General features: G+C 65.0%; 21 protein-coding genes, 1 tRNA gene and 1 pseudogene. 12 read left to right on the top strand and 11 right to left on the bottom strand.

The window, feature by feature from the left end; translation table 11 throughout:
* Complete coding sequence (locus tag ACSQ9A_RS02765; protein ID WP_436302598.1) at window positions 1-357, bottom strand: hypothetical protein; 357 nt, start codon at window positions 355-357, stop codon at window positions 1-3.
* 382 nt (window positions 358-739) lie between these two features.
* Here ACSQ9A_RS02765 and ACSQ9A_RS02760 point away from each other — a divergent pair, with 382 nt between their 5' ends.
* The gene (locus tag ACSQ9A_RS02760; RefSeq protein ID WP_436302597.1) at window positions 740-961 is read left to right on the top strand and encodes a hypothetical protein; all 222 of its coding nucleotides are present in this window, start codon (window positions 740-742) and stop codon (window positions 959-961) included.
* A 220-nt stretch (window positions 962-1,181) separates the two neighbouring features.
* Here ACSQ9A_RS02760 and ACSQ9A_RS02755 read toward each other — a convergent pair whose 3' ends face one another.
* From ACSQ9A_RS02755 to ACSQ9A_RS02735, 5 genes are all read right to left on the bottom strand, one after another.
* Window positions 1,182-2,234: a serine hydrolase gene (locus ACSQ9A_RS02755; protein ID WP_436302596.1), complete on the bottom strand. Its 1,053-nt coding sequence runs from the start codon at window positions 2,232-2,234 to the stop codon at window positions 1,182-1,184.
* 93 nt (window positions 2,235-2,327) lie between these two features.
* Complete coding sequence (locus ACSQ9A_RS02750; protein ID WP_436306245.1) at window positions 2,328-3,485, bottom strand: hypothetical protein; 1,158 nt, start codon at window positions 3,483-3,485, stop codon at window positions 2,328-2,330.
* 198 nt (window positions 3,486-3,683) lie between these two features.
* Window positions 3,684-4,490, bottom strand: coding sequence for a creatininase family protein (locus tag ACSQ9A_RS02745; RefSeq protein WP_436302595.1), 807 nt, complete (start codon window positions 4,488-4,490; stop codon window positions 3,684-3,686).
* Between the two features lie 281 nt (window positions 4,491-4,771).
* Window positions 4,772-5,413, bottom strand: coding sequence for a hypothetical protein (locus tag ACSQ9A_RS02740; RefSeq protein WP_436302594.1), 642 nt, complete (start codon window positions 5,411-5,413; stop codon window positions 4,772-4,774).
* A 483-nt stretch (window positions 5,414-5,896) separates the two neighbouring features.
* Window positions 5,897-6,067 carry a hypothetical protein gene (locus tag ACSQ9A_RS02735; protein WP_436302593.1) on the bottom strand — a complete coding sequence of 57 codons (171 nt, stop codon included), beginning with the start codon at window positions 6,065-6,067 and terminating at the stop codon, window positions 5,897-5,899.
* Between the two features lie 151 nt (window positions 6,068-6,218).
* Here ACSQ9A_RS02735 and ACSQ9A_RS02730 point away from each other — a divergent pair, with 151 nt between their 5' ends.
* The 6 genes from ACSQ9A_RS02730 to ACSQ9A_RS02705 all read left to right on the top strand — a co-directional run bounded on the left by ACSQ9A_RS02730 (window position 6,219) and on the right by ACSQ9A_RS02705 (window position 12,056).
* Window positions 6,219-6,665 carry a universal stress protein gene (locus ACSQ9A_RS02730; protein WP_436302592.1) on the top strand — a complete coding sequence of 149 codons (447 nt, stop codon included), beginning with the start codon at window positions 6,219-6,221 and terminating at the stop codon, window positions 6,663-6,665.
* Between the two features lie 620 nt (window positions 6,666-7,285).
* A complete protein-coding gene (locus ACSQ9A_RS02725; protein ID WP_436302591.1) occupies window positions 7,286-8,524 on the top strand; it encodes an amino acid ABC transporter substrate-binding protein in 1,239 nt (412 codons plus the stop codon).
* Window positions 8,525-8,582: 58 nt separating this feature from the next.
* Window positions 8,583-9,482 carry a branched-chain amino acid ABC transporter permease gene (locus tag ACSQ9A_RS02720; protein WP_436302590.1) on the top strand — a complete coding sequence of 300 codons (900 nt, stop codon included), beginning with the start codon at window positions 8,583-8,585 and terminating at the stop codon, window positions 9,480-9,482.
* A complete protein-coding gene (locus ACSQ9A_RS02715; RefSeq protein ID WP_436302589.1) occupies window positions 9,479-10,459 on the top strand; it encodes a branched-chain amino acid ABC transporter permease in 981 nt (326 codons plus the stop codon). Before ACSQ9A_RS02720 ends, ACSQ9A_RS02715 begins: the two co-directional genes overlap by 4 nt.
* Window positions 10,456-11,199: an ABC transporter ATP-binding protein gene (locus ACSQ9A_RS02710; RefSeq protein ID WP_436302588.1), complete on the top strand. Its 744-nt coding sequence runs from the start codon at window positions 10,456-10,458 to the stop codon at window positions 11,197-11,199. The genes ACSQ9A_RS02715 and ACSQ9A_RS02710 overlap by 4 nt, the downstream gene beginning before the upstream one ends.
* On the top strand, window positions 11,199-12,056 hold the full coding sequence (locus tag ACSQ9A_RS02705) for an ABC transporter ATP-binding protein (protein ID WP_436302587.1): 858 nt from the start codon (window positions 11,199-11,201) through the stop codon (window positions 12,054-12,056). The genes ACSQ9A_RS02710 and ACSQ9A_RS02705 overlap by 1 nt, the downstream gene beginning before the upstream one ends.
* Before the next feature lie 22 nt (window positions 12,057-12,078).
* Here ACSQ9A_RS02705 and ACSQ9A_RS02700 read toward each other — a convergent pair.
* Both ACSQ9A_RS02700 and ACSQ9A_RS02695 read right to left on the bottom strand, forming a co-directional pair.
* Window positions 12,079-12,210 (bottom strand): annotated as a pseudogene (locus ACSQ9A_RS02700) (hypothetical protein); the annotation flags it as partial.
* A 54-nt stretch (window positions 12,211-12,264) separates the two neighbouring features.
* Complete coding sequence (locus tag ACSQ9A_RS02695; RefSeq protein WP_436306244.1) at window positions 12,265-12,885, bottom strand: helix-turn-helix domain-containing protein; 621 nt, start codon at window positions 12,883-12,885, stop codon at window positions 12,265-12,267.
* A 253-nt stretch (window positions 12,886-13,138) separates the two neighbouring features.
* On the opposite strand from ACSQ9A_RS02695, the gene ACSQ9A_RS02690 reads away from it, so the two are divergent.
* Window positions 13,139-13,525: a helix-turn-helix domain-containing protein gene (locus ACSQ9A_RS02690; protein WP_436302586.1), complete on the top strand. Its 387-nt coding sequence runs from the start codon at window positions 13,139-13,141 to the stop codon at window positions 13,523-13,525.
* Between the two features lie 224 nt (window positions 13,526-13,749).
* Here ACSQ9A_RS02690 and ACSQ9A_RS02685 read toward each other — a convergent pair.
* Window positions 13,750-13,824: transfer RNA gene (locus ACSQ9A_RS02685), tRNA-Arg, on the bottom strand.
* Window positions 13,825-13,866: 42 nt separating this feature from the next.
* Window positions 13,867-14,523: a TetR family transcriptional regulator gene (locus tag ACSQ9A_RS02680; protein WP_436302585.1), complete on the bottom strand. Its 657-nt coding sequence runs from the start codon at window positions 14,521-14,523 to the stop codon at window positions 13,867-13,869.
* Between the two features lie 146 nt (window positions 14,524-14,669).
* Between ACSQ9A_RS02680 and ACSQ9A_RS02675 the strand changes: the two genes are divergently transcribed.
* The 4 genes from ACSQ9A_RS02675 to ACSQ9A_RS02660 all read left to right on the top strand — a co-directional run bounded on the left by ACSQ9A_RS02675 (window position 14,670) and on the right by ACSQ9A_RS02660 (window position 21,247).
* Window positions 14,670-15,944: an efflux RND transporter periplasmic adaptor subunit gene (locus ACSQ9A_RS02675; RefSeq protein WP_436302584.1), complete on the top strand. Its 1,275-nt coding sequence runs from the start codon at window positions 14,670-14,672 to the stop codon at window positions 15,942-15,944.
* 17 nt (window positions 15,945-15,961) lie between these two features.
* Entirely contained in the window at window positions 15,962-19,126 is a 3,165-nt protein-coding gene (locus ACSQ9A_RS02670; protein WP_436302583.1) for an efflux RND transporter permease subunit, read from the top strand.
* Window positions 19,119-20,537, top strand: a complete 1,419-nt coding sequence (locus ACSQ9A_RS02665; RefSeq protein ID WP_436302581.1) for an efflux transporter outer membrane subunit — start codon at window positions 19,119-19,121, stop codon at window positions 20,535-20,537. Before ACSQ9A_RS02670 ends, ACSQ9A_RS02665 begins: the two co-directional genes overlap by 8 nt.
* Before the next feature lie 92 nt (window positions 20,538-20,629).
* Window positions 20,630-21,247, top strand: a complete 618-nt coding sequence (locus ACSQ9A_RS02660; protein ID WP_436295063.1) for a c-type cytochrome — start codon at window positions 20,630-20,632, stop codon at window positions 21,245-21,247.
* Between the two features lie 66 nt (window positions 21,248-21,313).
* On the opposite strand, the gene ACSQ9A_RS02655 is transcribed toward ACSQ9A_RS02660, so the two are convergent.
* The gene (locus ACSQ9A_RS02655; protein ID WP_093104966.1) at window positions 21,314-21,856 is read right to left on the bottom strand and encodes a DUF2946 family protein; all 543 of its coding nucleotides are present in this window, start codon (window positions 21,854-21,856) and stop codon (window positions 21,314-21,316) included.
* Window positions 21,857-21,874: the final 18 nt, after the last annotated feature.

The following is a 21,874-nucleotide window of genomic DNA, read 5'->3' as shown; positions in this document are numbered from 1 at the left end:
TCAATCGTCCCAATCCCGACGGTGGTGATGGCGATGGCGCCAACGCTCGCCCGGCCCGTCATAGACCTGCGCCGGCGGCCCGTAGTACACCGGTGCCGGGCGGTAATAAGCTGGCGGCGGCGGCCGGTAGTACACGGGAGGAGCCGGCTGATAGTAGGTTGGTGCAGGACGCGAATAGACAGGTGCCGGCTCGTAGTACACGGGGCCAGGCTCGGCAACGCCGATCGCCACGCCCGGAGCACTGATGCCGACGGACCAGTTCACCTGGGCATTCGCTGACGCGGCGGCGAAAAGTGCACCAACTGCCACAGCACCGGCCGCGGACCACTTGAAGAAGGCTGAACGATTGAGGTTCACAGAGACTCCTGAAGGGGCGAAAACTGCCCCCTGCAGTACACAACGCGCGCCCCGGGAGCGAAGTCACGTCTGCTCTGTGAAGATGGTTGCCGAACGTGACCGATCCGCGCTTGTGCCTTCGCTGCGAGATCCTGTCGCTTGCCGCCAGCGGTGGCGGCCTACGATAGGGGATGCTCGGATTGATCGCATCGATCATCCTGTGTGTCGGTACTTCGATTTCCGGCCCCTATCAGATACCTGCAGAAGTACCGACAAAGTACCGACATGAGATGCTACGCGGCGAGATGGTGTGAGGCAAAAAAAAACCCGCCACGCCAGGGAGCGTGCGGGTTTTTGATGCTTAGTGGGACGCTGTGAAACAGGTGTCGGTGGGAGGAACACGATGACTTCTTTCGTCGACCAGCGTCCGCAGCGCGCAATGGGGAACACCGCGTTTTCCTTGATCAGCCAGATTTTGGGCCGTGCCGCCGCTGCGGTGCGTAGTTTGGCGCAGCGCCGTGCCAACGCCTTGGCCGACGAGCGCTTCCTGGAGCGCGCCACGCACGATCCGCGCCTGCTCGCAGAACTGCAGGCAGCGATTGCGCGCCATCAATCCAGCTCCTGAAGGTCGGCCGCCGCAGCATCCAGTCGCCGAGGCTGTGCGGAAACGGGGCGAGCCGAATCACGCCAAGATTCCACCAAGGGCGCAGGTTCAGACCCGGGCGCCGGCGGTCGACATTAGGCCGACTCCGGCGCGACTCCACCCGCTGCGCGCGCATCATCCTCGCCGGCATCGAGACCATCCACACGATCCGCAAAGGCCGGCTTGCGACCCGAAGGGCGCGTTACGCCCGCGGCCAGGCAGTTCTACGCACTCGCCCTCTCATTTGCTCCCGGCTTTGCCGCTTCCTTCCCTTGGCCTCCTCCGCATACTGCGACGGAGCAGCCATTGGCACTGCCTGGCCGCCGGATTCGACGATTGGCGTAGTGGCTTCTGGCGTGCTTCCTGCGGCAGGCCATGGCGGGGGCCCAGGTGTGACGACGCGCGGGCGCTGGGCCGCCAACCGCACGCGCGCTCCTGCCGAACGCGCCACCGGGGCAGGCGTTGCGTCGACGAACCGACGGCGGATGGTGATTGCATCGCGGGCGCGCTGCGAGGGCATCGCTGCACCCAGCAAGACGACGGTCACCGTCCGTCCACCGGCTTCGGCACGCATGGCCAAGCAGCGACCTGCATCGTTGGTAAAGCCCGTCTTCGACAAGAGCACATGCCACCCCGGTGCGCCGACGAGCCGGTTAGTGTTGCGCACGGTCCAGCGCCGACCGCCGACCAGCACGGTATGGCTGCGCTGGCTCGTGATATGCGAGATTGCGGGATAACGCGCGGCTGCGCGCAGCACCTTGACCATGTCCTGCGCGCTCGACACGTTGTTCGGCGACAACCCCGTCGGCTCCTCGATCAACGTGCTGGTCAGGCCGAGTGAGTGAATCTTCCGCCGCGTGGCCGCAGCGAACGCCGCCAACCCTCCGGGATAGTGGCGAACCAGTGCCGAGGTCGCGCGGTTGTCAGAGGCGAGGAGCGCCAGTTCGAGCAAGTTGCCACGCGGCACCACGGATCCGACCGGGATACCCCCGCGGCTGTGCCTGAAGCGGTCCGTGTCCGTCGCCTCGATCCGCAGACTCTCGTGCGGGTCCTGCTGCGCATCGAGCACCACCATCGCCGTGATCAGCTTCGTCAGCGACGCAATCGGCGCGGCGCTCGAGGCGTCCTTGCTCAGCAGCACCTCGCCGCTGGCGTCGTCTACGACCATGACATGCGCCGAGGCAAAATCGGTGCCTGCCCGCCCGGCGGAACAGACCAACAGCAGGCTCCAGGCGAGGGCGTAACGCAGGAGCATGATCGGGTACTCCTCGGCCGGAATAAGGCCGATGTCCTATTAACGCGAGGGTGGCGAATTGGACTACAACGGCGGCGTGGCAGCCATCGCCGATCAGCGCAAATTCCCAGTATGTCCCAGCGAGTATCTGCCAGGCTGCGGCCACACCGTCAGCCCGTGCGGTTCGCGACCGACCTTAATCTTGTCGACGCTGCCCGTCGTGGTGTCAAAGCGGTACACCACATCGTCGTACCGGCCGGAGAGCCACAGGTGTTTTCCGTCGGCGCTGACGTTGCCCATGTCAGGGCTGCCGCCTCCCGGCACGGGCCAGGTCTTGGTGACGGTACGGGTCGCGAAATCAATGACCGAGACGCTGCCCTTGCCGCCCGGCGTGCCGTGGATCTTGTTGGTGCCACGGTTGGCCACGTACAGGCTTGTGCCGTCGCGGCTGGGGTACAGGCCATGCGCGCCGATACCGGTGGCTATGAAGCCGATCTGCTTGAACGATTCGCCATCGACCACATGGACACCGTCGTCCATCATGTCGGCCACGAAAAAAACCTTGCCGTCCGGCGATACCCGTATGTCTTGCGGCATGCCATGGGTAGTACGGATTTCGCCACCAACCTGGCCCGGGTCGGGTATCTTGGCGGGCTTCTTGCCGGGTGTCGCGATCCGCGCGAGGACATCCGGCCGATCGAAGTATTTGCTCAGCTTGAGGGTGCCCACGATGCTGCGATTCACTAGGTCGATCTTGGTGACCGCCCCGTCAAACTCGCAGGTGAACAGCGCGAACCTGCCGTCGATCGAGAAGTCGGCGTGATTGATGCCGTCGCACTTCGGCGTGGCAATCGAATACTGCAACTTCATGCTGCGTGGGTCACGAAAGTCCAGACGCTTGTACGCCTCGGCCACCACGATGGCCGATTGACCGTCTGGAGACCAGTACATGTTGTACGGGTCTTCCACCGGGATCGGTTGACCCGGTTTGCCGGTATTGGGATCGATCGGCGTCAGGCTGCCATCGCGCCGACCTTCTGCATTGTTGGCTACCCACAGCGTGCGCAAATTCCACGCAGGCACCACGTGCTGCGGGTTGACGCCCACCTTGAACGTATCGACCACTTTCAGCGTGGCCGGATCGATCACCGACACGGTATTAGACGTGTGGTTGGGCACATACACCCGCTCCAGGGCCCCAGCGACCGCCGGGCTCATGCGGTTGGCACCCGTCTCGCTGTAAAGATTGTTCCGGTCGGGTACAGCCGGCATGCCCGGCACCGTCGCCACGGGGCTCTTCTGCGTGGAAGCGCCGGATGGCGGCGCGTTCGCCGGGGTCGCGACGGCCTGGTTTGTGACCCACCAAGCGGCCGCCGACACGGCGACCATCCCGGAAACGACGACAACGGGATTCTTGCGCATGCTCAAGCCCTCCACCGGTTCACACATCATGGAATGAAAGTGGCGCGCTCAACGCGAAGCACCCCGCGCGGTGCGAATGGCGGCCACCGTTTTCGCCACAATCAAATCGACGCCCAACTGACCCAGCGCCGCGCTGGAGGCGCGCGGATCGCCAGCGACGCCATTGGCCGCGCCTTCGAGCGGGTCACGTGCCATTTGATCTGGCCTGACCAACGTGGCGTCGATGGCCATCATGAGCGAAGTATCGGCCGTGCCCGCATGCATGCCGATCTGCGCATCGCTCAATCCTTTGGCTTTGAGTGCCTGCACGTAGTCGGTTTGCGTGATCCGGTAGTAGTCCCCGATGAAGTGGGCACGGGCAGGCGTCGCTGCCCAATCGTGATTCAGGCGCGTCGCCACCGCCTTGAGCTGGGCCTGATAGCCGCCGTGATCACCGATCAGCACCATGTCGACGAAGCCATGCTGCTTGAAGCTGCGCGCGGCGCCATCCAGTACGCTCTTGAAGGCGTCTTCCGGCACCGAAATCGTGCCGGCAAAGCGCATGTGTCCAGCAGGCGGGGATATGCTGCCTTCGGGCACATAGGTCAGCACCGGCGCGACCAAGGTATGACCCAACGATGTGGCAATCCTGCCTGCCAGCACCTTGACCCGCACATTGTGCTTGCCCAGCGCCATGTGTGGTCCGCTCTGCTCGGTGCCGCCGACCGGAATGATGATCGTGGTCGTGCCGGCGTGGATGGCATCGCGGATCTCGGTCGAGGTCATCTCCTCGAGATAGACGCTGCTGGAGGCGGACCACGCAGCGGGGCTGAAAACGGCCACCCAAAGAGTGAGCAAGGCAAACAACGTACGCATCAATAGTTGGTGTCTAGTGGTTGATGAAGGGATCTCCACTCCCACTGTGGCACAAGAGAAGCCTTGTGCTTGCTCGACCGCAACAGGGAAAGTGTGGATAGCTTCCGCGCGAAAAGGCTCATTGTGAAGCGGCGATAAACTCTGCGAACGCTGCCTGAGTGCTCGCGTTCCGCGAAAGCCAAAAGTGATTCGCGCCGGCAATCTCCAGGTACCTCCCCTTTGGCCAAGCCTCTGCAAGGCGTGGACCGCACCTCAAGATCGATCCCTTTCGTCGCTGACGATCAGGACTGGCGCTTTCCAGCCCTCAAGGCTGAGGTGTGGGAGCATTCAACGCGTCGACATAGTGGCCGCAGCCCACCTACGACCAGCGCGGGCAACGTAGGCTTCCTCGGTGGGAAGGGTGCAGTCAGAGCCGGCTCATCGGGCATCAGGCCGACCCAGCGCTGAAGCGCAAGCTTCGCGGCGTTCTGCTGCCGGACTTCGGCCGACTCATCCTCCGAACTGCCTCGGGCGCCGGTGAGGGAAAGCACCTCCTGGCTGCTGCCGGTCGCGGAGGAAAGCCGGGCGCGGGCGGCTTCAAGTTCCTCATCGTCGTGGTGCTCCATGAGGGTGGTGAGCTTGAGCGCCTCGCCGGCATAGAAGGCATCGAGGTACGCGAGCGCGGTCTGCAGGCGGGTGTCGGCGAGAGCGGCCTGCGTCTGCAACCGCTTTCCGTTCGATCGCCGCTTCCGCAGCGGCCTGGCGCGCAGCGCGTTTTGCCGGCGACGCCACTCCTGGCTGATGCCGATGCGCTTCATCGTCATCGCGTCACGGCTGGTACTGAAGCGGTCCGCGCCGGTGACGGGCAGGTTGTCGACGCCGACACGCAGCGCTGGATCCGGCAGCTCGCCGGCCGCCCGGGAGGCCTCGGTGGCACTTGGCACGCCGGCTCGCCGTCCAGCGCCCCTCTGAGCGCTGGACGGCGAGCCGTTGGGCCGACACTCGAGGGACAGGGGCGCGGCGTCTACCAGGTAGGGCAGCAGCCCAAGCATCGCTCCTTTCAGCACCATTCCTGGATGAGGCGTCTGCTCATTTTGTTCCTTGAGCGCCTAGTACCATTTGTTGCCTCTTGCTCAGAGGCCACGGCATCTCATCAACCATTCGCTTCGTTGCCCACAGAAATTCCGTACTGCAACAGCCACCAACTCCACTTTGCGACGGCATGCAACGGTGGCGTGAGATCGCTCGCCTCGGTGATTGGCCGACCGCGGACCATCTCATGTGGGACGTGACGAGGTGCGTCTGCCGTGGGCTTACAGCTTCAGTTGCGTCCGTCCCGGACCACACAGTTCGAGATCTTGCCGGAGGGCTCAGCGGCGCCACTCTCAAAAAAAGAACTTCGCGGCGCGCCTTGAGCGCCCGGAACCTCAGCCGGTCGGCGGCAACGAGTGCCCGTTGCAGTGCTGGCCCTGCCAACCTCCTTGCCGACATTCGACCGTGTAGACAGTCCACTCCCCCTGCAACGTGACGGTGTCGCTCGCCCACGCCATCGCCGCGAGCGCGGCCAGAGTTGCAATCACAAAGAGCCATGTGCGCATCCCTGCATCATTAGGCTTGGCTCGCTGCGAAGCACCGTCGGTACCACGGCACTGGCACTTCTGCGTCGATCCTTTAGGGCCTTTTCCCAGACTCCTCCTTTTCCTGCCCGGGTCGATCGGGAGTAGTCTCTGCTACCCAAGGAGAAGCACCATGTTCAGACGCATTCTTGTCGCTACCGATGGTTCTGCGCTGTCCGAACAAGCCGTCGCCAAGGCGATCGACCTGAGCTTGCTGACCGGGGCTGAACTGTTGGCTGTCACTGTGGCGCACCTCGAACCGTCCAGCCACTTCGATGGCTCCACCGTGCTGGACCAGCGGGAGAGCGGGGAGGCGCGTCATCGAGCGGTGGTTGCTGCACAGAAGTTGGTCGATGCGGTCCAAGGCGCCGCGCACGCCAAGGGGGTTCGCAGTGCAGAGGCTGTCGTCATGAGGTCGAACATGGTGGCCGAGTCCATTGTCGAGCTCGCCAAAAGCCGCGAATGCGATCTGATTGTGATGGCTTCGCATGGGCGTCGGGGTCTCGCGCGGTTGCTGATGGGTAGCGAGACGCTGCACGTCCTGACCCACTCGCACACGCCCGTCCTGGTGCTGCGCTAAGGGCCTGAACAGATCCCGAGTCTTTGGCGCGTGGATCAGGTGCTGGGTGCTGAGGGGACCCACCCCGAGCGCCAACTGGTCGGTGTGGGTCGGGACGCGTTCGGCGGAGGCGATGGTCATGTGGTCCTTCGAGTGGGCCAGGAAGCCGAAGTCTGCGCGACCCACTCACACAACCGAACGCCCTCTTCTGTTCTTTGCCCATGAGGGCAGCGCGCTCAACCGACAGTGCCCACTCTGCGAGCGCAGCCAGCACCACGACGACCACGGGCGAGACCTTGGCGTAGAGCAACAGGCCGAACGCCGCCAGTGCCAAGCCGAAATCGGCTTTGGAGCTAATGGCGCTGGTCCAGACCGGGTCGTAGAGCGCCGAGCCGAGGATGCCGACCACACCCGTCGACTGGATGTCATCGCGGCGCGTCGGTTCCGCTCCGACAGCTCGCGCCGCCGCAGCCCCTTCGATTGCACCGGTCAGGACTCTATCGAACCACTACCCCCTTGGGTATATCGAAGAGCTATATTGAGCGAGCCGTCCCCGCGGGCGCCAAGATCAACTCCTGATAGAGGAGCGGGGGTCGTCGCGCGCCGACACTCCATCGGGATGGATGCAGAAGGAGAGAATCATGCTGAAAACGTCCACCATGACACTCCTGCCGACCGCGGGCGCCTGCGCCCTGCTATTGATGACATCAGCGAAGGGCGCCGATAACGTCGAAGTCGATTCCATCGTTCTCGGAGCGGCGGTGTCGCTCACCGGCAAGTACTCCGTCAACGGCAAGAACACGAAGGACGGCTACGATCTTGCGGTCAAGCGCGCCAACGAAAAGGGCGGCGTCAAGATCGGCGGCAAGAGCTACAAATTCAAGATCGTCTACTACGACGATGAATCCACGCCGGCGCGCGGGGCGCAGCTCGCCGAACGCCTGATTGCCCAGGACGGAGTGAAGTTCGTGCTCGGCGCCTACAGCTCGGGATTGACCAAGGCGATCGCGCCGGTGACCGAGAAGTACAAAGTTCCTCACGTTGAAGGCAATGGCGCAGCGCGCGAATTGTTCACCCAAGGGTATCGCTACCTCTTCGCCGTCCTCTCTACCTCGGACTACTACTTGCGCGATGCAGTGAATCTGGCGGCCGAAGTCGCCAAGCAGAACGGTCGCGACCCGAAGACGCTCAAGGTCGCGATGGCTTTTGAGAACGATCCGTTCAGCCTGGACGTACGCGATGGCGTCGTGGAGGACGCCACGCGTCACGGCATGAAGATCGTCATTGACGACAAGCTGCCGCCCGAACTGAACGACATGGCGGCGACGCTCACCAAGGTCAGGGCCGTCAAACCCGATCTGCTCATCGTGTCCGGCCACGAGAAGGGCGCGACCCTCGTGGTGCGACAGACGGCGGAGATGAAGGTGGACGTCCCGATGATCGCCACGACGCACTGCGACTCGGCCCAGGTTGCGGAAACGCTGGGTAAGCTCGCCGAGTCGGTCTTGTGCGCTTCGCAGTGGGACCGCAGTTTGAACTATCGGGATCGGTGGTTCGGTAGTGCCGAGCAGTATGCGCAGCTGTTCAAGAAGGAGTTCGGCTACGAAGCGCCCTACCAGGCGGCCGAGTCGACGGCGTCGGTATTGGTCTTTGTGGACGCCTTCGAACGCGCCCAGTCCTTCGATCCCGAGAAAGTGCGCAATGCCATCGCCAGCACCGACATCATGACCTTTTACGGGCCGATCAAGTTCGACCCGAGCGGGAAGAACACCGCCAAGCCCATGGTGCTCTACCAGGTGCAGAACGGACACTACAGGGTGGTAGCCCCGACCCAATGGGCCGAGGCCAAGCTGGTCTGGCCGCGAAAGGTCGCGCCGTAGCGACGTCGTCCCGTTCCTCAGTCCGGGCGGCCCGGGACTGGGAGGGGTGCATGGCGAGATGAACAACCTCCAGTTGCTGTTCGACGCGCCCGTGCTGTCGGTGCAGTTGCTGCTCGACGGCATTTTGATCGGAGCGATCTATGTGCTTCCGGCCTACGGCATGGCGCTCGTCTGGGGCGTGATGAACCTGATCAATATCGCCCAGGGTGAGTTGGTCATGCTCGGGGGTTACACCGCGTTCTTCCTCTATGCCGCCGGCATCCACCCATTGTTCGGCATTCCGCTGGCCGCGCTGCTGATGTTCCTTTTCGGCTGGGTGCTGTACCGCAGCGTCATCTTCCGCATCGTGGACAAGGATCTGTTCATTTCCATCCTCGCCACCTTTGGCCTGAGCATTCTGTTGCAGCAACTCGCCAATGGCCTGTTCGGCGCGAATGTGCGCACGGCCGAGTCCGGTTTCGGAACCTTGTTTCTGTTCGGCGGGCGGGTCACGGTCGCCGAGATCAAGCTCGTCTCATTCGTGGCGGCCCTGGTGGTCGGCGCTGCGCTGATGTGGTTTCTCAAGCGTTCGCGCATGGGACGGGCGATCCGGGCCACGGCTCAGAACGCGCGCGCCGCGCGCATCATGGGAGTTGATACGGACGCGGTGTACGCCTGGACCTTCGGCATCAACGCGGCGATCTGCGGGGCGGCCGGGGCCCTGGTTGCCATGACCTGGGTCGTGCATCCGTACCTGGGCCTGCCGTACACGGTGCGCTCGTTCATGATCGTGATCCTCGCCGGACTCGGCAATGTGATTGCCGTGTTCGTCGCAGCGCTCGGGCTCGGCGCGGCCGAAAATTTCGCCGGATTCATCCTCGGCGCGGAATACCAGGCGGCATTTGTGTATGGGCTCCTGGTCGTTATTCTCGTGTGGCGGCGATTCTCACTCGGTCGCAAGCGGAAAGTCCTGCGATGAACTCGGCGTTCACGCGCCCGTCCCTCTACGCCGGCGTCGCGATCTTGGCGCTGCTGGCGCCGATCCTTGTGCCCGACTACCGCACGCAGCTGGCGTTCCTGTGGGTGATGATCGTGTTCGCGCTTACCTGGGACCTGCAAGGCGGTCAGATGGGCTACAACTCCTTCGGCAACATCCTGTTCTTCGGAATCGGCACATACGCCTGTGCCGTGGTGCAGCGGGACTCGGGTCTCGGTTATTTCCCGGCGCTGTTCCTTGGCTTGGGTGTGGGCGCCCTGCTCGCAGTCGTCGCTGCCGCGCTGCTCGGGTCCGGCATGCTGGGCTTGCGCGGACACTACTTCGCCATCGGCACGCTCGGTCTTGGCATTGCCGCGGGCGAACTTGCCAGCGGCTGGGAGTTCATCGGCGCCGGCGCGGGCATGGTCCCGCCGTTGTTCCCCGGCGCGATCGGCGGGCGCGAGAGCTTTTTCTACTACCTTTGCTTCGCACTTGTGGCCATCACCTTTGCGTTCCTGCGCTGGTTGTATGCCGGACGCTTTGGTCTTGCGCTCAACGCCATCCGCGACGATGAAGACAAGGCCGAAGCGATGGGCCTGCGCACGACGCGGTACAAGACCACGGCGTGGTGCATCTCGGCGTTGTTTCTGGCACTTTCCGGCGGTGCCGTGGGCAACATGATCGGCTTCATCGATTCGCGCGAGGTCGCGTTTGCTGGCGCGACCTTCGGTGTGTGGATGGTGTTGATGGCGATCCTGGGCGGCAAGGGAACGCTTTGGGGTCCCGTGATCGGTGCGGTGATCTTCCACCTGACCAAGGAGGTGTTCTGGACCTACCTGCTCGGCTGGCAGCGCGTGGCGCTCGGCTTGTTGATCGTGATCATCGTTGTGTTCTTCCCGCGCGGGATTCTCGGGTGGGTGCACGAGCGCTGGCCGGAGCTGTTCGGCCACCGGGTCGAAGGATCGGAGGTCAATCAGTGACGGCGATCCTCAGCATCCAGGGCGTGCGCAAGACATTCGGCGGCGTGGTCGCCAACAACGGGATCAGTCTCGACGTGCCCGAGGGCAAGATCGTCGGCTTGATCGGCCCCAATGGCTCCGGCAAAACCACGCTGTTCAATTCGATCGTCGGCTATCACCCCATCGACGCCGGCTCGATCCGCTTTCAGGCGCGCGAGATCTCGAGTTTGCGCGTGCTTGAGATCGCCCGTCTCGGTCTGTTGCGCACATTTCAGCAAACGCGCATCTACGGCAGGATGACCTGCATGCAAAACATGATCATCAGCGTGCCGCAGGCCGGCGATCGATGGCGCTCGATGTTTCGCCGCGTTTCGCCCGCCGAGACCGGCAAGGCCGAGGATCTCCTCAAGTTCGTCGGCCTGTACGCCAAACGCCAGCTTCAGGCGGGTGAACTTTCCTTCGGGCAGCAGAAGCTGCTCGAGTTCGCCATGGCGCTCATGAACGAACCCAGGATGCTGCTGCTCGATGAGCCTACGGCCGGCATCAATCCGACACTGATCAACGGCCTGATCAGCCGGCTGCAGCGAGTGAACCGCGAGTTCGGGATCACGCTGTTCGTCATCGAACACAACATGCGGGTGATCATGCGGCTGGCTGAATACATCTACTGCCTCGCGCATGGCGAGCTGCTCGCGGAGGGGGAGCCCGACGCCATCCAGAATGATCCGCGTGTGATCAATGCCTATCTGGGGGCGCGCTGATGGCGAATGAGAAACACCGGCGGCGCGACGACGCCGATCTGGACGAAGACCTGCTCTCGGTCGATGACGTCGCGCGCGAGGCCGCGCTCCTGATCAGCGAGGGGCCTTCGCGCGAGCGCATCGCCGAGCTTGCCGGCGGCAGGCCACAGCTGTCCATCGAGAGCCTCCGTGCAGGCTACGGCAAGATGGAGATTCTCCACGGCGTGAACCTGCAGGTGGCCGCCGGTCAGTCGCTGTGCATGATCGGCCCCAACGGTGCCGGCAAATCCACGGTGCTGCATTCCATCTACGGCTTCACCCGTATCATCGGAGGCAGCATCCGTGTCAACGGCGAGGACATCACGCGCTTGTCGCCGAACCAAAAGCTCGAGCATTCCGGAATCGCCTACGTCCTGCAGGACAACTCGGTGTTCCCCGACATGACGGTGGAGGAAAACCTCCTGATGGGGGGCTACCTGCTGGAGCAGCCTGACCAGGCCAGGAACGCCGCCGAGCGTGTGTTCGCAAGGTATCAAAGCCTGGCCCATCGCCGTCACCAGCCGGCGCGCGTGCTATCAGGCGGAGAGCGGCGCCTGCTCGAAATCTCGCGTGCGCTGGTGATGAATCCGCGCATCTTGTTGGTGGACGAGCCTTCGATCGGACTCGAGCCACGCTTCATCGATATGGTGTTTGAAATCCTGTCCGACCTGCAACGCGACGGCAAAACCATCATCATGGTCGAGCAGAACGCGAAGAAGGGTCTCCAATTCGCCGACATCGGCTACGCGCTGGTTTCGGGGGCGGTCGCAATAGCGGGCACGGGCACCGAACTGCTTGAAAATCCGGACGTTGGACGGCTGTTTCTCGGCGTGCGATGAGATCGGGAAACGTCTTGGGCTTGCCGTCGATGCGGTAGTCCAAACGCCAATACTTGCCGGCCGCCTTCGCCCGAAGGTACATGCCCCCGCCATCGGCGTAGCGTTCGAAGTCGGGGGTCAACGGAGTCGCCGGCTGCGCCCGCCGTGTGCGGATACGGGTCGCTTGCGCCCACGCGCGTGGGGGTTCCTCGCCCTTGTCCAGTTCCTCTCACTCCCGCATCGTGTACACGATGACCAGGTAGCTGACCGGGACCTCCTGGACTTGCTCGATGCCATGCAACGCGCTCGCTTCGAACAGAAGGGAGTCTCCGGGGTTCAAGTCCATCGCCTTGGTGCCATACCGGTAACGCACCCTGCCTGAAGTCAGGTGGAGGAACTTCATTCCCGGGTGCTGGAAGTCGACATAGGGCTTGGCATCAGGCAACAGCCGGACAAGATAGGGCTCCACGAACAGATTGCCCGACAGCAGGTGCCCCAGCAGCTCATACCGGTAGTTCTCCACCGCGCCGATGCGATCCACAACGATGCCATGGCCGGCGCGCACCAGCGACAGATCCGACCTGCTGCGCTGATCTGAGAAGAAGCGCGACAGCGAGACATCCAGGCCCTCGGCGATTCGGCTGAGCGTCTCCACCGAAGGGGACACCAACCCGCGCTCGACGCGCGAGAGCAGCGAACTCGAGACTCCGCACTGCGCGGCAAGCTCGCCGCCCGTTTTGCCTGCCGCAATGCGAAGCGCCTTGATCTGCTCTCCAAGTCGCGATAGCGGTTCGCTTTTCGCGGGTGCGAACCGAGCACGCGGACGCAACAGACTGGCAGGAAGCCTCAGCTTTTCGGCCGTCGGGAAGGGTGACGCCTGTGCTCTAACCATAAGCGCGACCTTCTGGAACTCGGTACTGCTCGAGCTCAGCAGTGTCACCCGGCGCTGGAGCAATCACGTGTGCTCGTTCGGGCGCCTTCCCACGCTCGCCGAGGGTGCGAGATGACGGAGCCGCAAACGGCCCCAGTGAACGCGAGGTACCAATCGCCCGCATACAGCATCAATTTCTATGCAGTGTATATGCCGTCGATTCTAACTCGTCATGTCGACATTGTTGAGCCCCATGCCAACGGCTCCATTGAGAAACGACAAGTCGCCCCGACCACGCGTAGAGCCGATTTCGGTGGCACTTGGCAAGAAGATCAAGCAGCTGAGAATTGAGGCGAACCGGTCGCAAGGCGAACTGGCCTTTGATTGCGAACTCGACCGAACCTACATCTCCTTGATTGAGCGAGGACTCGCAAACCCCTCGCTCTGGACATTAGGAACGTTGGCCTACGCCCTGAAGACGACTGTTTCAAACCTGATGGAGGGCAACCAATACGTCGTCAAGCCGTCGCTAGGCGCAACAGACCGAAAGAGACGGGTTAATCAGGCATCGCATGAAACGAGTCGGCCCGCTGGTACTAGACGGTCGCAACTCCGCTGAAAATGTCGGGCAGTCGCTCTCGCGGGGGGCACGTCCGAACCGCTTTTTCTTAGCAAGATCAGATAGGTATCGGCTTTTTGCGAATCGACGGATACCAACAAAAATGATGGTATTTATCTGCGATGTGATGGTACGTGGTGCGACGGCGCGAGGCAAAGAAAAACCCGCAATGCTAGGAAGCATGCGGGTTCTGAGCTGTTTTGAGACTGTACGAAACGATGTTCTGGTCCCGCCGCCAGGAATCGAACCTGGATCTCAGCCTTCGGAGGGCCGAATTCTATCCGTTGAAATACAGCGAGATGGGGCTCCGGCCAGCGACCGGAGCCGGTCATTATCGCCCATCAGGCGGCGGCCTTGCAGGCTGCGTCGACAACCATCGACGGGCGCTCGAACCCCAGGCCAGCCAGGTAGACGCGGAAGATGTGGCGGCCGGCCGGCACGAGATCGAAGGCCTCGGGCTCCAGCAGCCAGTCCTGGATCAGCCCGCTGATCACTGCATGCAGGCCGTAGGCCGCGGTCTTGACCGGAATCGGCAGCTGAATGTCCGCCTGGCGCGCCGCGTGCTGCAGCGCATTGCCGAAATCGACCACGCATTCGTTGCGCGCGCTGCGATGGCGCTGCAGCACCGCGTCCATGTCGCTGGTGTATTCGACCTTGAGCGTGGCGACCTCGAACACGCGCCGCACCTGCGGATTGCTGACCATCAGGCTCAGGGCCTGGACCATCACCCGCTCGATCGCCGCCAGCGGATCCTCGCCTGTCGTGCTCGCCTCACGCGTCGCCGCCTCCAGCGGCAGCGTGACGCGTTCCATCATCGCGTTGAAGAGATCCGCCTTGTCCTTGAAGTGCCAGTAGATCGCGCCACGCGTGGCGCCGGCCTGCTGCGCGATCTGCTGCAGCGAGGTCTGCGAAACGCCTTGGCTTTGAAACAGCACTTCGGCAGCATCGAGCAGCCGGTGCCGTGTCGCCTGCGCCTCTTCCTTGGTACGTCGGACCACTATGCCCCCTTATGGATATGAGGTTAATGACTATACATGCATGAATGTATGTAAACTAGAGGGCCTCCCGATGGCCTGACTCGCCGTGATGCTTTAGGCACCCGCGCCGCGACGTACCGTCCCCCTTCTTTGCTCAAAGGAATCGCATGCCTGTACTGCATGTCTCGCGTCATTCGTTGTTTTCGCCGCGCGGCGCGGCCGTCACGGCCGCGGTCGCTGCGGTGCTTGCGCTCGCGGCCTGCGGCAAGAGCGGAGCACCGGCCGCCGCCGCCCAGGGTGGCGGCGGCGCACCGCCGCCGCCCGAAGTCGGCGTGGTGGTCGCCACGCCGACCGATGTCGGACTGGTGACCGAGCTGCCCGGCCGGCTCGAAGCTTCGCGCGTGGCTGAAGTGCGCGCCCGTGCCGCCGGCATCCTGCAGCAGCGGCAGTTCCGCGAAGGCAGCGACGTGAAGGCGGGCCAGCCGCTGTTCCGCATCGACCCCGCGCCCTACGCCGCTGCCGCGCAGAGCGCCGAGGCGAGCCTGGCGCGCGCCGAAGCCAATGCGGTGCAGGCCAAGGCACTGGCCGAGCGCTACAAGCCGCTGGTGGAAGCCAACGCGGTCAGCAAGCAGGAATATCTCAATGCCGTGGCCGCGGCCAAGACCGCCGAAGCGGATGTTGCGGTGGGCCGCGCCTCGGTGCAGACCGCCAAGATCAATCTCGGCTACGCGAGCGTGACGGCGCCGATTTCCGGCCGCATCGGCCGCGCGCTGGTGACCGAAGGCGCACTGGTGGGCCAGGGCGATGCGACCGCGCTGGCCGTGGTCCAGCAGATCGACCCGATGTACGTGAACTTCACCCAATCGGCCAGCGACGTGCTCAGACTGCGCCGCGCGATGGAGGCCGGCCAGTTCAAACGCGCCAGCGGCGCCGACGCGGCCAGCGTGCGCATCCTGCTGGAAGACGGCAGCGAGTACGCGCTGCCGGGCAAGCTGCTGTTCTCTGACCTGACGGTCGATTCCACCACCGGCCAGGTCACGCTGCGCGCCGAAGTCCCGAATCCGAAGGGCGAGCTGCTGCCCGGCCTTTACGTGCGCGTGAAGGTGGAGCAGGCCCAGGTCAGCAACGCGATCACCGTGCCGCAGCAAGCGGTCACGCGCACCCAGCAGGGCGACACGCTGACGGTGGTCGATGCCGAGGGCAAGATGCACAAGCGCACGGTGAAGATCAGCGCGGCCCAGAACAACCAGTGGATCGTGCTCGATGGCCTGAAGGCCGGCGAGCAGGTCATGGTCGACGGCTTCCAGAAGCTGATGATGATGCCGCCCGGCGCGCCGGTGAAGGCAGTGCCCTGGAAGGCGCCGACGCCGGCTTCCGCCGGCTCTGCGAACGCTGCTCCTGCTGCCGCGGCAGCCGCTTCGGCTCCCGCCGCGAAGCAGTAAGTAAGGAGCGTCCCCGCATGGCCAAGTTCTTCATCGACCGCCCGATCTTCGCGTGGGTGATCGCGCTGTTCGTCATCGTGGTGGGCGCCGTGTCCATCACGCAGCTGCCGATCGCGCAGTACCCGCCGGTGGCACCGCCGGCCATCGTCGTCAACGTCGCCTATCCCGGCGCCTCGGCCCAGACGCTGGAGGACAGCGTGCTCTCGGTCATCGAGCGCGAGATGAACGGCTCGCCGGGCCTCATCTACATGGAATCGGTGGCGCAGGCGGACGGCACCGGCACCATCACCATCACCTTCGAGACTGGCACCAACGCCGATCTCGCCCAGGTGGACGTGCAGAACCGGCTGTCGCGCGCCACGCCGCGGCTGCCGGCGGCCGTGACGCAGCAGGGCGTGCGCGTCGACAAGTCGCGCAACAACTTCCTGCTGTTCACGATGCTGTCCTCCGACAACCCGGCGATCGACACCACGGCGCTGGGCGACTACGCATCGCGCAACGTGGTGCCCGAGCTGCAGCGCGTGGCCGGGGTAGGCCAGGCCCAGCTCTTCGGCACCGAGCGCGCGATGCGCATCTGGATCGACCCGGCCAGGCTGCAGGGCTACAACCTGTCGGCGGCCGAGGTCAACGCGGCGATCCGCGCGCAGAACGCGCAGGTGTCCTCCGGCACCATCGGCGACTTGCCCAACGTGGCGGGCCAGGCGATCGCGGCCACCGTGGTGGTCAACGGCCAGCTCACCACGACCTCGCAGTTCGGCGACATCGTGCTGCGCGCCAACACCGACGGCTCCGCCGTCCGGCTCAAGGACGTGGCGCGCATCGAGCTCGGCGGCCAGGGCTATGCCACCTCAGCACGCCTCAACGGCGAGCAGGCGGTGGGCATCGGCGTGCAGCTCGCTCCCGGCGGCAACGCGCTGCAGTCGGCCAAGGCGATCCGCGCCAAGATGACCGAGCTCGCGCGCTACTTCCCGCAGGGCGTGAAGTGGACCATCCCCTACGACAGCTCTCGCTTCGTTAACATCTCCATCACCGAGGTGGTGAAGACGCTGTTCGAGGCGGTGGCGCTGGTGTTCCTGGTGATGTTCCTGTTCCTGCAGAACTGGCGCTACACGCTCATCCCGACAGTGGTGGTGCCGATCGCGCTGCTGGGCACCTTCGGCATCCTGCTGGCGCTGGGCTTCTCGATCAACGTGCTGACCATGTTCGGCATGGTGCTGGTGATCGGCATCGTGGTGGACGACGCGATCGTGGTGGTGGAGAACGTCGAGCGCATCATGAGCGAGGAAGGCCTCTCGCCGCTGGAAGCCACGCGCAAGGCGATGCGCCAGATCTCCGGCGCCATCATCGGCGTGACGGTGGTGCTGATCTCGGTGTTCGTGCCGCTGGCCTTCTTCGCCGGCTCCACCGGCAACATCTATCGCCAGTTCTCGGCGGTGATGGTGGCCTCGATCGGCTTCTCGGCCTTCATGGCGCTGTCGCTCACGCCGGCCCTGTGCGCCACGCTGCTGAAGCCGGTGGAGGCCGGCCACCACCACGAGAAGCGCGGCTTCTTCGGCTGGTTCAACCGCAGCTTCGCCCGCACCGCCAAGGGCTATGAGAGCCTGGTGGCGCGCATACTCAAGCGCGCGGCGCGCTACCTGGTGATCTACGTGGCCATCATCGGCGCGGTGGTGCTGGTGTACCGGCAGCTGCCCACCTCCTTCCTGCCGCAGGAAGACCAGGGCTACATCATCGTCAACGTGCAGCTGCCGCCGGGTGCGACGAAGGAGCGCATGCTGTCGGTGATGCAGGATGTCGAGAAGTACATCCTGAAGCAGCCCGAGGTGGAGAGCATGGTCGGGGTGCTGGGCTTCAGCTTCTCGGGCCAGGGCCAGAACGCCGGCCTCGCCTTCGTGACCCTGAAGGACTGGGAGCAACGGCACGACCCGAGCCATTCGGCCGAGGCGGTGGCCGGCCGCGCCTTCGGAGCGCTGTCGGGCATCCGCGATGCCTTCATCTACCCGCTGTCGCCGCCGCCCATCCCCGAGCTCGGCAACGCCAGCGGCTTCAGCTTCCGCCTGCAGGACCGTGGCGGCGCGGGCCACGAGGCGCTGGTCAACGCGCGCAACCAGCTGCTCGGCATGGCCGGCAAGAGCCCGATCCTGACGCAGGTGCGCCCGGACGGCCTGGAAGACGCGCCGCAACTGCAGATCGACATCGACCGCGACAAGGCGAACGCGCTGGGCGTGAGCTTCGACGCCATCAACAGCACGATGTCGACGGCGCTGGGCTCGACCTACGTGAACGACTTCCCGAACCAGGGGCGCCTGCAGCGGGTGGTGGTGCAGGCCGACGCGCCGGCGCGCATGCAACCTGACGACCTGCTCAGGCTCAACGCCAGCAACACCAAGGGCGAGCCGGTGCCGCTGTCGGCCTTCGCGAGCACGCGCTGGATCACCGGCGCGCAGCAGACGGTGCGCTACAACGGCTACCCCGCGGTCCGCATCTCGGGCTCGGCGGCGCCGGGCTACAGCTCGGGCGCCGCGATGGCCGAGATCGAAAAGCTCGCCGCGCAGCTGCCGCCGGGCTTCGGCTACGAATGGACCGGCCAGTCGCGCGAAGAGAAGCTCGCCGGCGCGCAGGCGATCATCCTCTACGCCTTCTCGATCCTGGCCGTGTTCCTGTGCCTTGCCGCGCTCTACGAGAGCTGGACGATTCCGCTGTCCGTGATCATGGTGGTGCCGCTGGGCGTGCTGGGCGTGCTGCTCGCGACCTTGCTGCGCGCCTATTCGAACGACGTGTACTTCCAGGTCGGCCTGATCACCATCATCGGCCTGTCGGCGAAGAACGCGATTCTGATCATCGAGTTCGCCAAGGACCTGCAGGCGCAGGGCAAGGGCGTGGTCGAGTCGGCGCTGGCCGCCGCCCATCTGCGGTTCCGCCCGATCATCATGACCTCGCTGGCCTTCGGCCTCGGCGTGCTGCCGCTGGTGCTGGCCACGGGCGCAGGCTCGGCGAGCCAGCGCGCGATCGGCACCGGCGTGATCGGCGGCATGGTGACCGGCACCGCGCTCGCGGTGATTTTCGTGCCGGTGTTCTTCGTGGTCGTGCGCAGCCTGTTCAAGGGCAGCGAGCGCCAGCACGAGGTCGACAAGCGCCACGCGCAAGCCGCGGGCATCGAGGAAGCCCCAGCCCATGACTAAAAAGAAATTCGTCTCCACCGCGCTGGCCGGCGCCGCAGCCATGGTGCTGGCCGGCTGCTCGCTCATCCCGGCGTACGAGCGCCCTGCCGCGCCCGTGCCGGCTGTCTACCCGGGCGCGCAGCCCGCCAGCAGCGCGCAATCGCCCGCCTCCACGCTCGCCTGGCAGGACTTCTTCACCGACCCGCGCCTCGCCAAGCTGATCGAGACCGCGCTGGCCAACAACCGCGACCTGCGCGTGTCCGTGCTCAACATCGAGCAGGCGCGCGCGCAGTTCCAGATCCAGCGCGCGGCCCAGTTTCCCGCGCTCGATCTCACGGCCAGCGGCTCGCGTTCGAGCCCGAACGCGCTCCAGGCGATAGGCGTGGGCGGCAGCGTGGCATCGAGCTATTCGGTCAACCTCGGCATCACCGCCTGGGAACTCGACTTCTTCGGCCGCGTCGCCAGCCTCAAGGAGCAGGCGCTGGCGCAGTACCTCGCCACCGAGGAATCGCGCAAGGCGGCGCAGATCAGCCTGATCGGTGCGGTCGCCAGCGGCTGGCTCACGCTGATCGCGGATGACCAGCTGCTCGAGCTCACGCGCCAGACCCTGGTAACGCGCGAGGAGTCGCAGAAGCTCACGCGCATGCGCTTCGACAGCGGCGTGGTCTCGGAGATCGACCTCCGCTTGGCCGACACGCTGGCCGAGTCCGCGCGTGCGTCCTACGCCGAGCAGCAGCGCCTGCGCATGCAGGACGAGAACGCACTGGCCCTGCTGCTCGGCGCGCCGGTGCCGGCTGCGGCCACCGAAGGCGGCCGCGGTCTCGATGCGATCGCGCCGATGCCGGACCTGCCGGCCGGCCTGCCCTCCGACCTGCTGGGCGAGCGGCCCGACATCCGTGCCGCCGAACAGCAGCTGATCGCGGCCAATGCCAACATCGGCGCGGCGCGCGCGGCCTTCTTCCCGCGCGTCACGCTGACCTCGTCGATCGGCACCGCGAGCAGCGAGTTCTCGGGCCTCTTCGACAAGGGCTCCAAGGCGTGGTCCTTCGCACCGCAGATCACGTTGCCGATCTTCGATGCGGGCCGCAACCAGGCCGGGCTGGATTCGGCACGGGCCGGGCGCGAGATCGCGGTGGCGCAGTACGAGAAGTCGATCCAGACGGCCTTCCGCGAGGTCGCCGATGCGCTCGCCGGCCGCGCCACGCTCGGCGAGCAGCTGCGGGCCCTGCGCGCGCAATCGAACGCCGAGGAGGTCCGCTTCAAGCTCTCCGATTTGCGCTACCGCAACGGCATCGCAAGCGCACTCGACCTGCTCGATTCGCAGCGCTCGCTCTACAGCGTGCAGCAGGCGGCGGTGCAGACCCGGCTGCTGCAGTTGCAGAGCCAGGTTGCGCTCTACAAGACACTGGGCGGCGGCTGGGCTACACGATGAGAGGGTCAGAGAGGCGCCCCCGGGGCGCCTCTCTATAATCGCCGGTTGATTTCGAAAACGCCCCCGAAGAGCCCCCGATATTGAGGACGCCAATGAGCGACGACCCGCACTACCAGGCCACAGAAGACGCCCACACCGGCCCGATCAAGAACCCGAAACAGCTGCTCCTCGCGGTCTTCTTCTCGTTCATCGCTCCCATCCTGATCATCGCGGGCCTCGTCTCCTACGTGGTCTCCGGCACCCATCCCTCGGGCGATGCGCAAGGCGACAACATGTCGCTCTACGGCGTGTCGAAGGAAGCGCGCGATCGCGAGATCGCCGAACGCCTCAAGAAGGTCGGCTCGATCGAGATCCGCGATGCCAACCGGCCGCTCGCCGCCGGCGAAGCCGTGTTCAAGGCGCAATGCGTGGCCTGCCACGGCGCGCCCGGCATCCCCACTGCTCCGCACCTCAACGATGCCGCGGCCTGGGGCCCGCGCATCGGCCAGGGCTACGCCACGCTGCTCGAGCATGCGCTCAAGGGCAAGGGCGCCATGCCCCCGCAGGGCGGCGGCGACTTCGAGGATGTCGAGATCGGCCGTGCGGTGGCCTACCTGGCCAATTCGGGCGGCGCCAAGTTCCCGGTGCCGGACCGTCCCGCGGCAGCGGCACCCGAGGGCGCGGCGTCCAATGCCGCGGCCGCACCGGCGGCTGCAACAGCGGCCAAGTAAGAAAGTCCATCTCCTCGAACAAAGAGCCCGCATGCGGGCTCTTTTTCATTGGCGCGCGAGATGGATTCAGCGCGCCGGCTGCTTGACCGGCTGGCCCGCGGCCGGGCTCATGACATGGCCGAAGCGCGCAGGCAGTTCCGCGGCGCGCACGTTCTCCGGCGCCCAGCGCCCCGCTTCGACCGCCTCGGCCGCCACGCCCACGTCCTGCGTATGGACCAGCCCGAGGCCGAGCGGCGCCACCAGGTAGAGCTTGCCCTCCTCGTCGAGCAGGCAGGCCGAGGGCTCTACGCCCAAGCCGCTGTGCGAACGGACCGAGAAGTCCTCGGCCACGCGCCAGATCCACGGCGCGGCTTCGAGCTCGACGTACACGCGCTGCGGGCCGTTCTGGAAGAACCACTGGCCGCGCTCGTCGTGTTCATAGTTGCGCTGGATGAAATCGATCAGCTTGTCGTGCTTGAGCAGCGAGCCCTTGGCCACCGGAAAAGGCCCCATGGCCTGCGTGCGGTCGTCGCGCATGTACCAGTTGCCGCGCGCGTCCAGGCCGAGCCAGCCGTAGCAGTGCGGCACGTTGGGCCACTTGGCGAGCGCCTGTTTGACGATGTCGTCCATGGCGCTCATTCTGGCGCG

It is taken from the genome of Variovorax sp. LjRoot290, from assembly GCF_964253985.1.
In the GTDB taxonomy this organism is placed as follows: Bacteria; Pseudomonadota; Gammaproteobacteria; order Burkholderiales; family Burkholderiaceae_C; genus Variovorax.
This window is presented reverse-complemented; position numbering and strand designations above follow the sequence as displayed.

What these genes read in the sequence shown, in the direction of transcription:
- ACSQ9A_RS02760 (WP_436302597.1), top strand. Translation starts at nt 740, where the DNA reads ATGACTTCTTTCGTCGACCAGCGTCCGCAGCGCGCAATGGGGAACACC.
- ACSQ9A_RS02755 (WP_436302596.1), bottom strand. Translation starts at nt 2,234, where the DNA reads ATGCTCCTGCGTTACGCCCTCGCCTGGAGCCTGCTGTTGGTCTGTTCC.
- ACSQ9A_RS02750 (WP_436306245.1), bottom strand. Translation starts at nt 3,485, where the DNA reads ATGCCGGCTGTACCCGACCGGAACAATCTTTACAGCGAGACGGGTGCC.
- ACSQ9A_RS02745 (WP_436302595.1), bottom strand. Translation starts at nt 4,490, where the DNA reads ATGCGTACGTTGTTTGCCTTGCTCACTCTTTGGGTGGCCGTTTTCAGC.
- ACSQ9A_RS02735 (WP_436302593.1), bottom strand. Translation starts at nt 6,067, where the DNA reads ATGCGCACATGGCTCTTTGTGATTGCAACTCTGGCCGCGCTCGCGGCG.
- ACSQ9A_RS02730 (WP_436302592.1), top strand. Translation starts at nt 6,219, where the DNA reads ATGTTCAGACGCATTCTTGTCGCTACCGATGGTTCTGCGCTGTCCGAA.
- ACSQ9A_RS02725 (WP_436302591.1), top strand. Translation starts at nt 7,286, where the DNA reads ATGCTGAAAACGTCCACCATGACACTCCTGCCGACCGCGGGCGCCTGC.
- ACSQ9A_RS02720 (WP_436302590.1), top strand. Translation starts at nt 8,583, where the DNA reads ATGAACAACCTCCAGTTGCTGTTCGACGCGCCCGTGCTGTCGGTGCAG.
- ACSQ9A_RS02715 (WP_436302589.1), top strand. Translation starts at nt 9,479, where the DNA reads ATGAACTCGGCGTTCACGCGCCCGTCCCTCTACGCCGGCGTCGCGATC.
- ACSQ9A_RS02705 (WP_436302587.1), top strand. Translation starts at nt 11,199, where the DNA reads ATGGCGAATGAGAAACACCGGCGGCGCGACGACGCCGATCTGGACGAA.
- ACSQ9A_RS02690 (WP_436302586.1), top strand. Translation starts at nt 13,139, where the DNA reads ATGTCGACATTGTTGAGCCCCATGCCAACGGCTCCATTGAGAAACGAC.
- ACSQ9A_RS02675 (WP_436302584.1), top strand. Translation starts at nt 14,670, where the DNA reads ATGCCTGTACTGCATGTCTCGCGTCATTCGTTGTTTTCGCCGCGCGGC.
- ACSQ9A_RS02670 (WP_436302583.1), top strand. Translation starts at nt 15,962, where the DNA reads ATGGCCAAGTTCTTCATCGACCGCCCGATCTTCGCGTGGGTGATCGCG.
- ACSQ9A_RS02665 (WP_436302581.1), top strand. Translation starts at nt 19,119, where the DNA reads ATGACTAAAAAGAAATTCGTCTCCACCGCGCTGGCCGGCGCCGCAGCC.
- ACSQ9A_RS02660 (WP_436295063.1), top strand. Translation starts at nt 20,630, where the DNA reads ATGAGCGACGACCCGCACTACCAGGCCACAGAAGACGCCCACACCGGC.
- ACSQ9A_RS02655 (WP_093104966.1), bottom strand. Translation starts at nt 21,856, where the DNA reads ATGGACGACATCGTCAAACAGGCGCTCGCCAAGTGGCCCAACGTGCCG.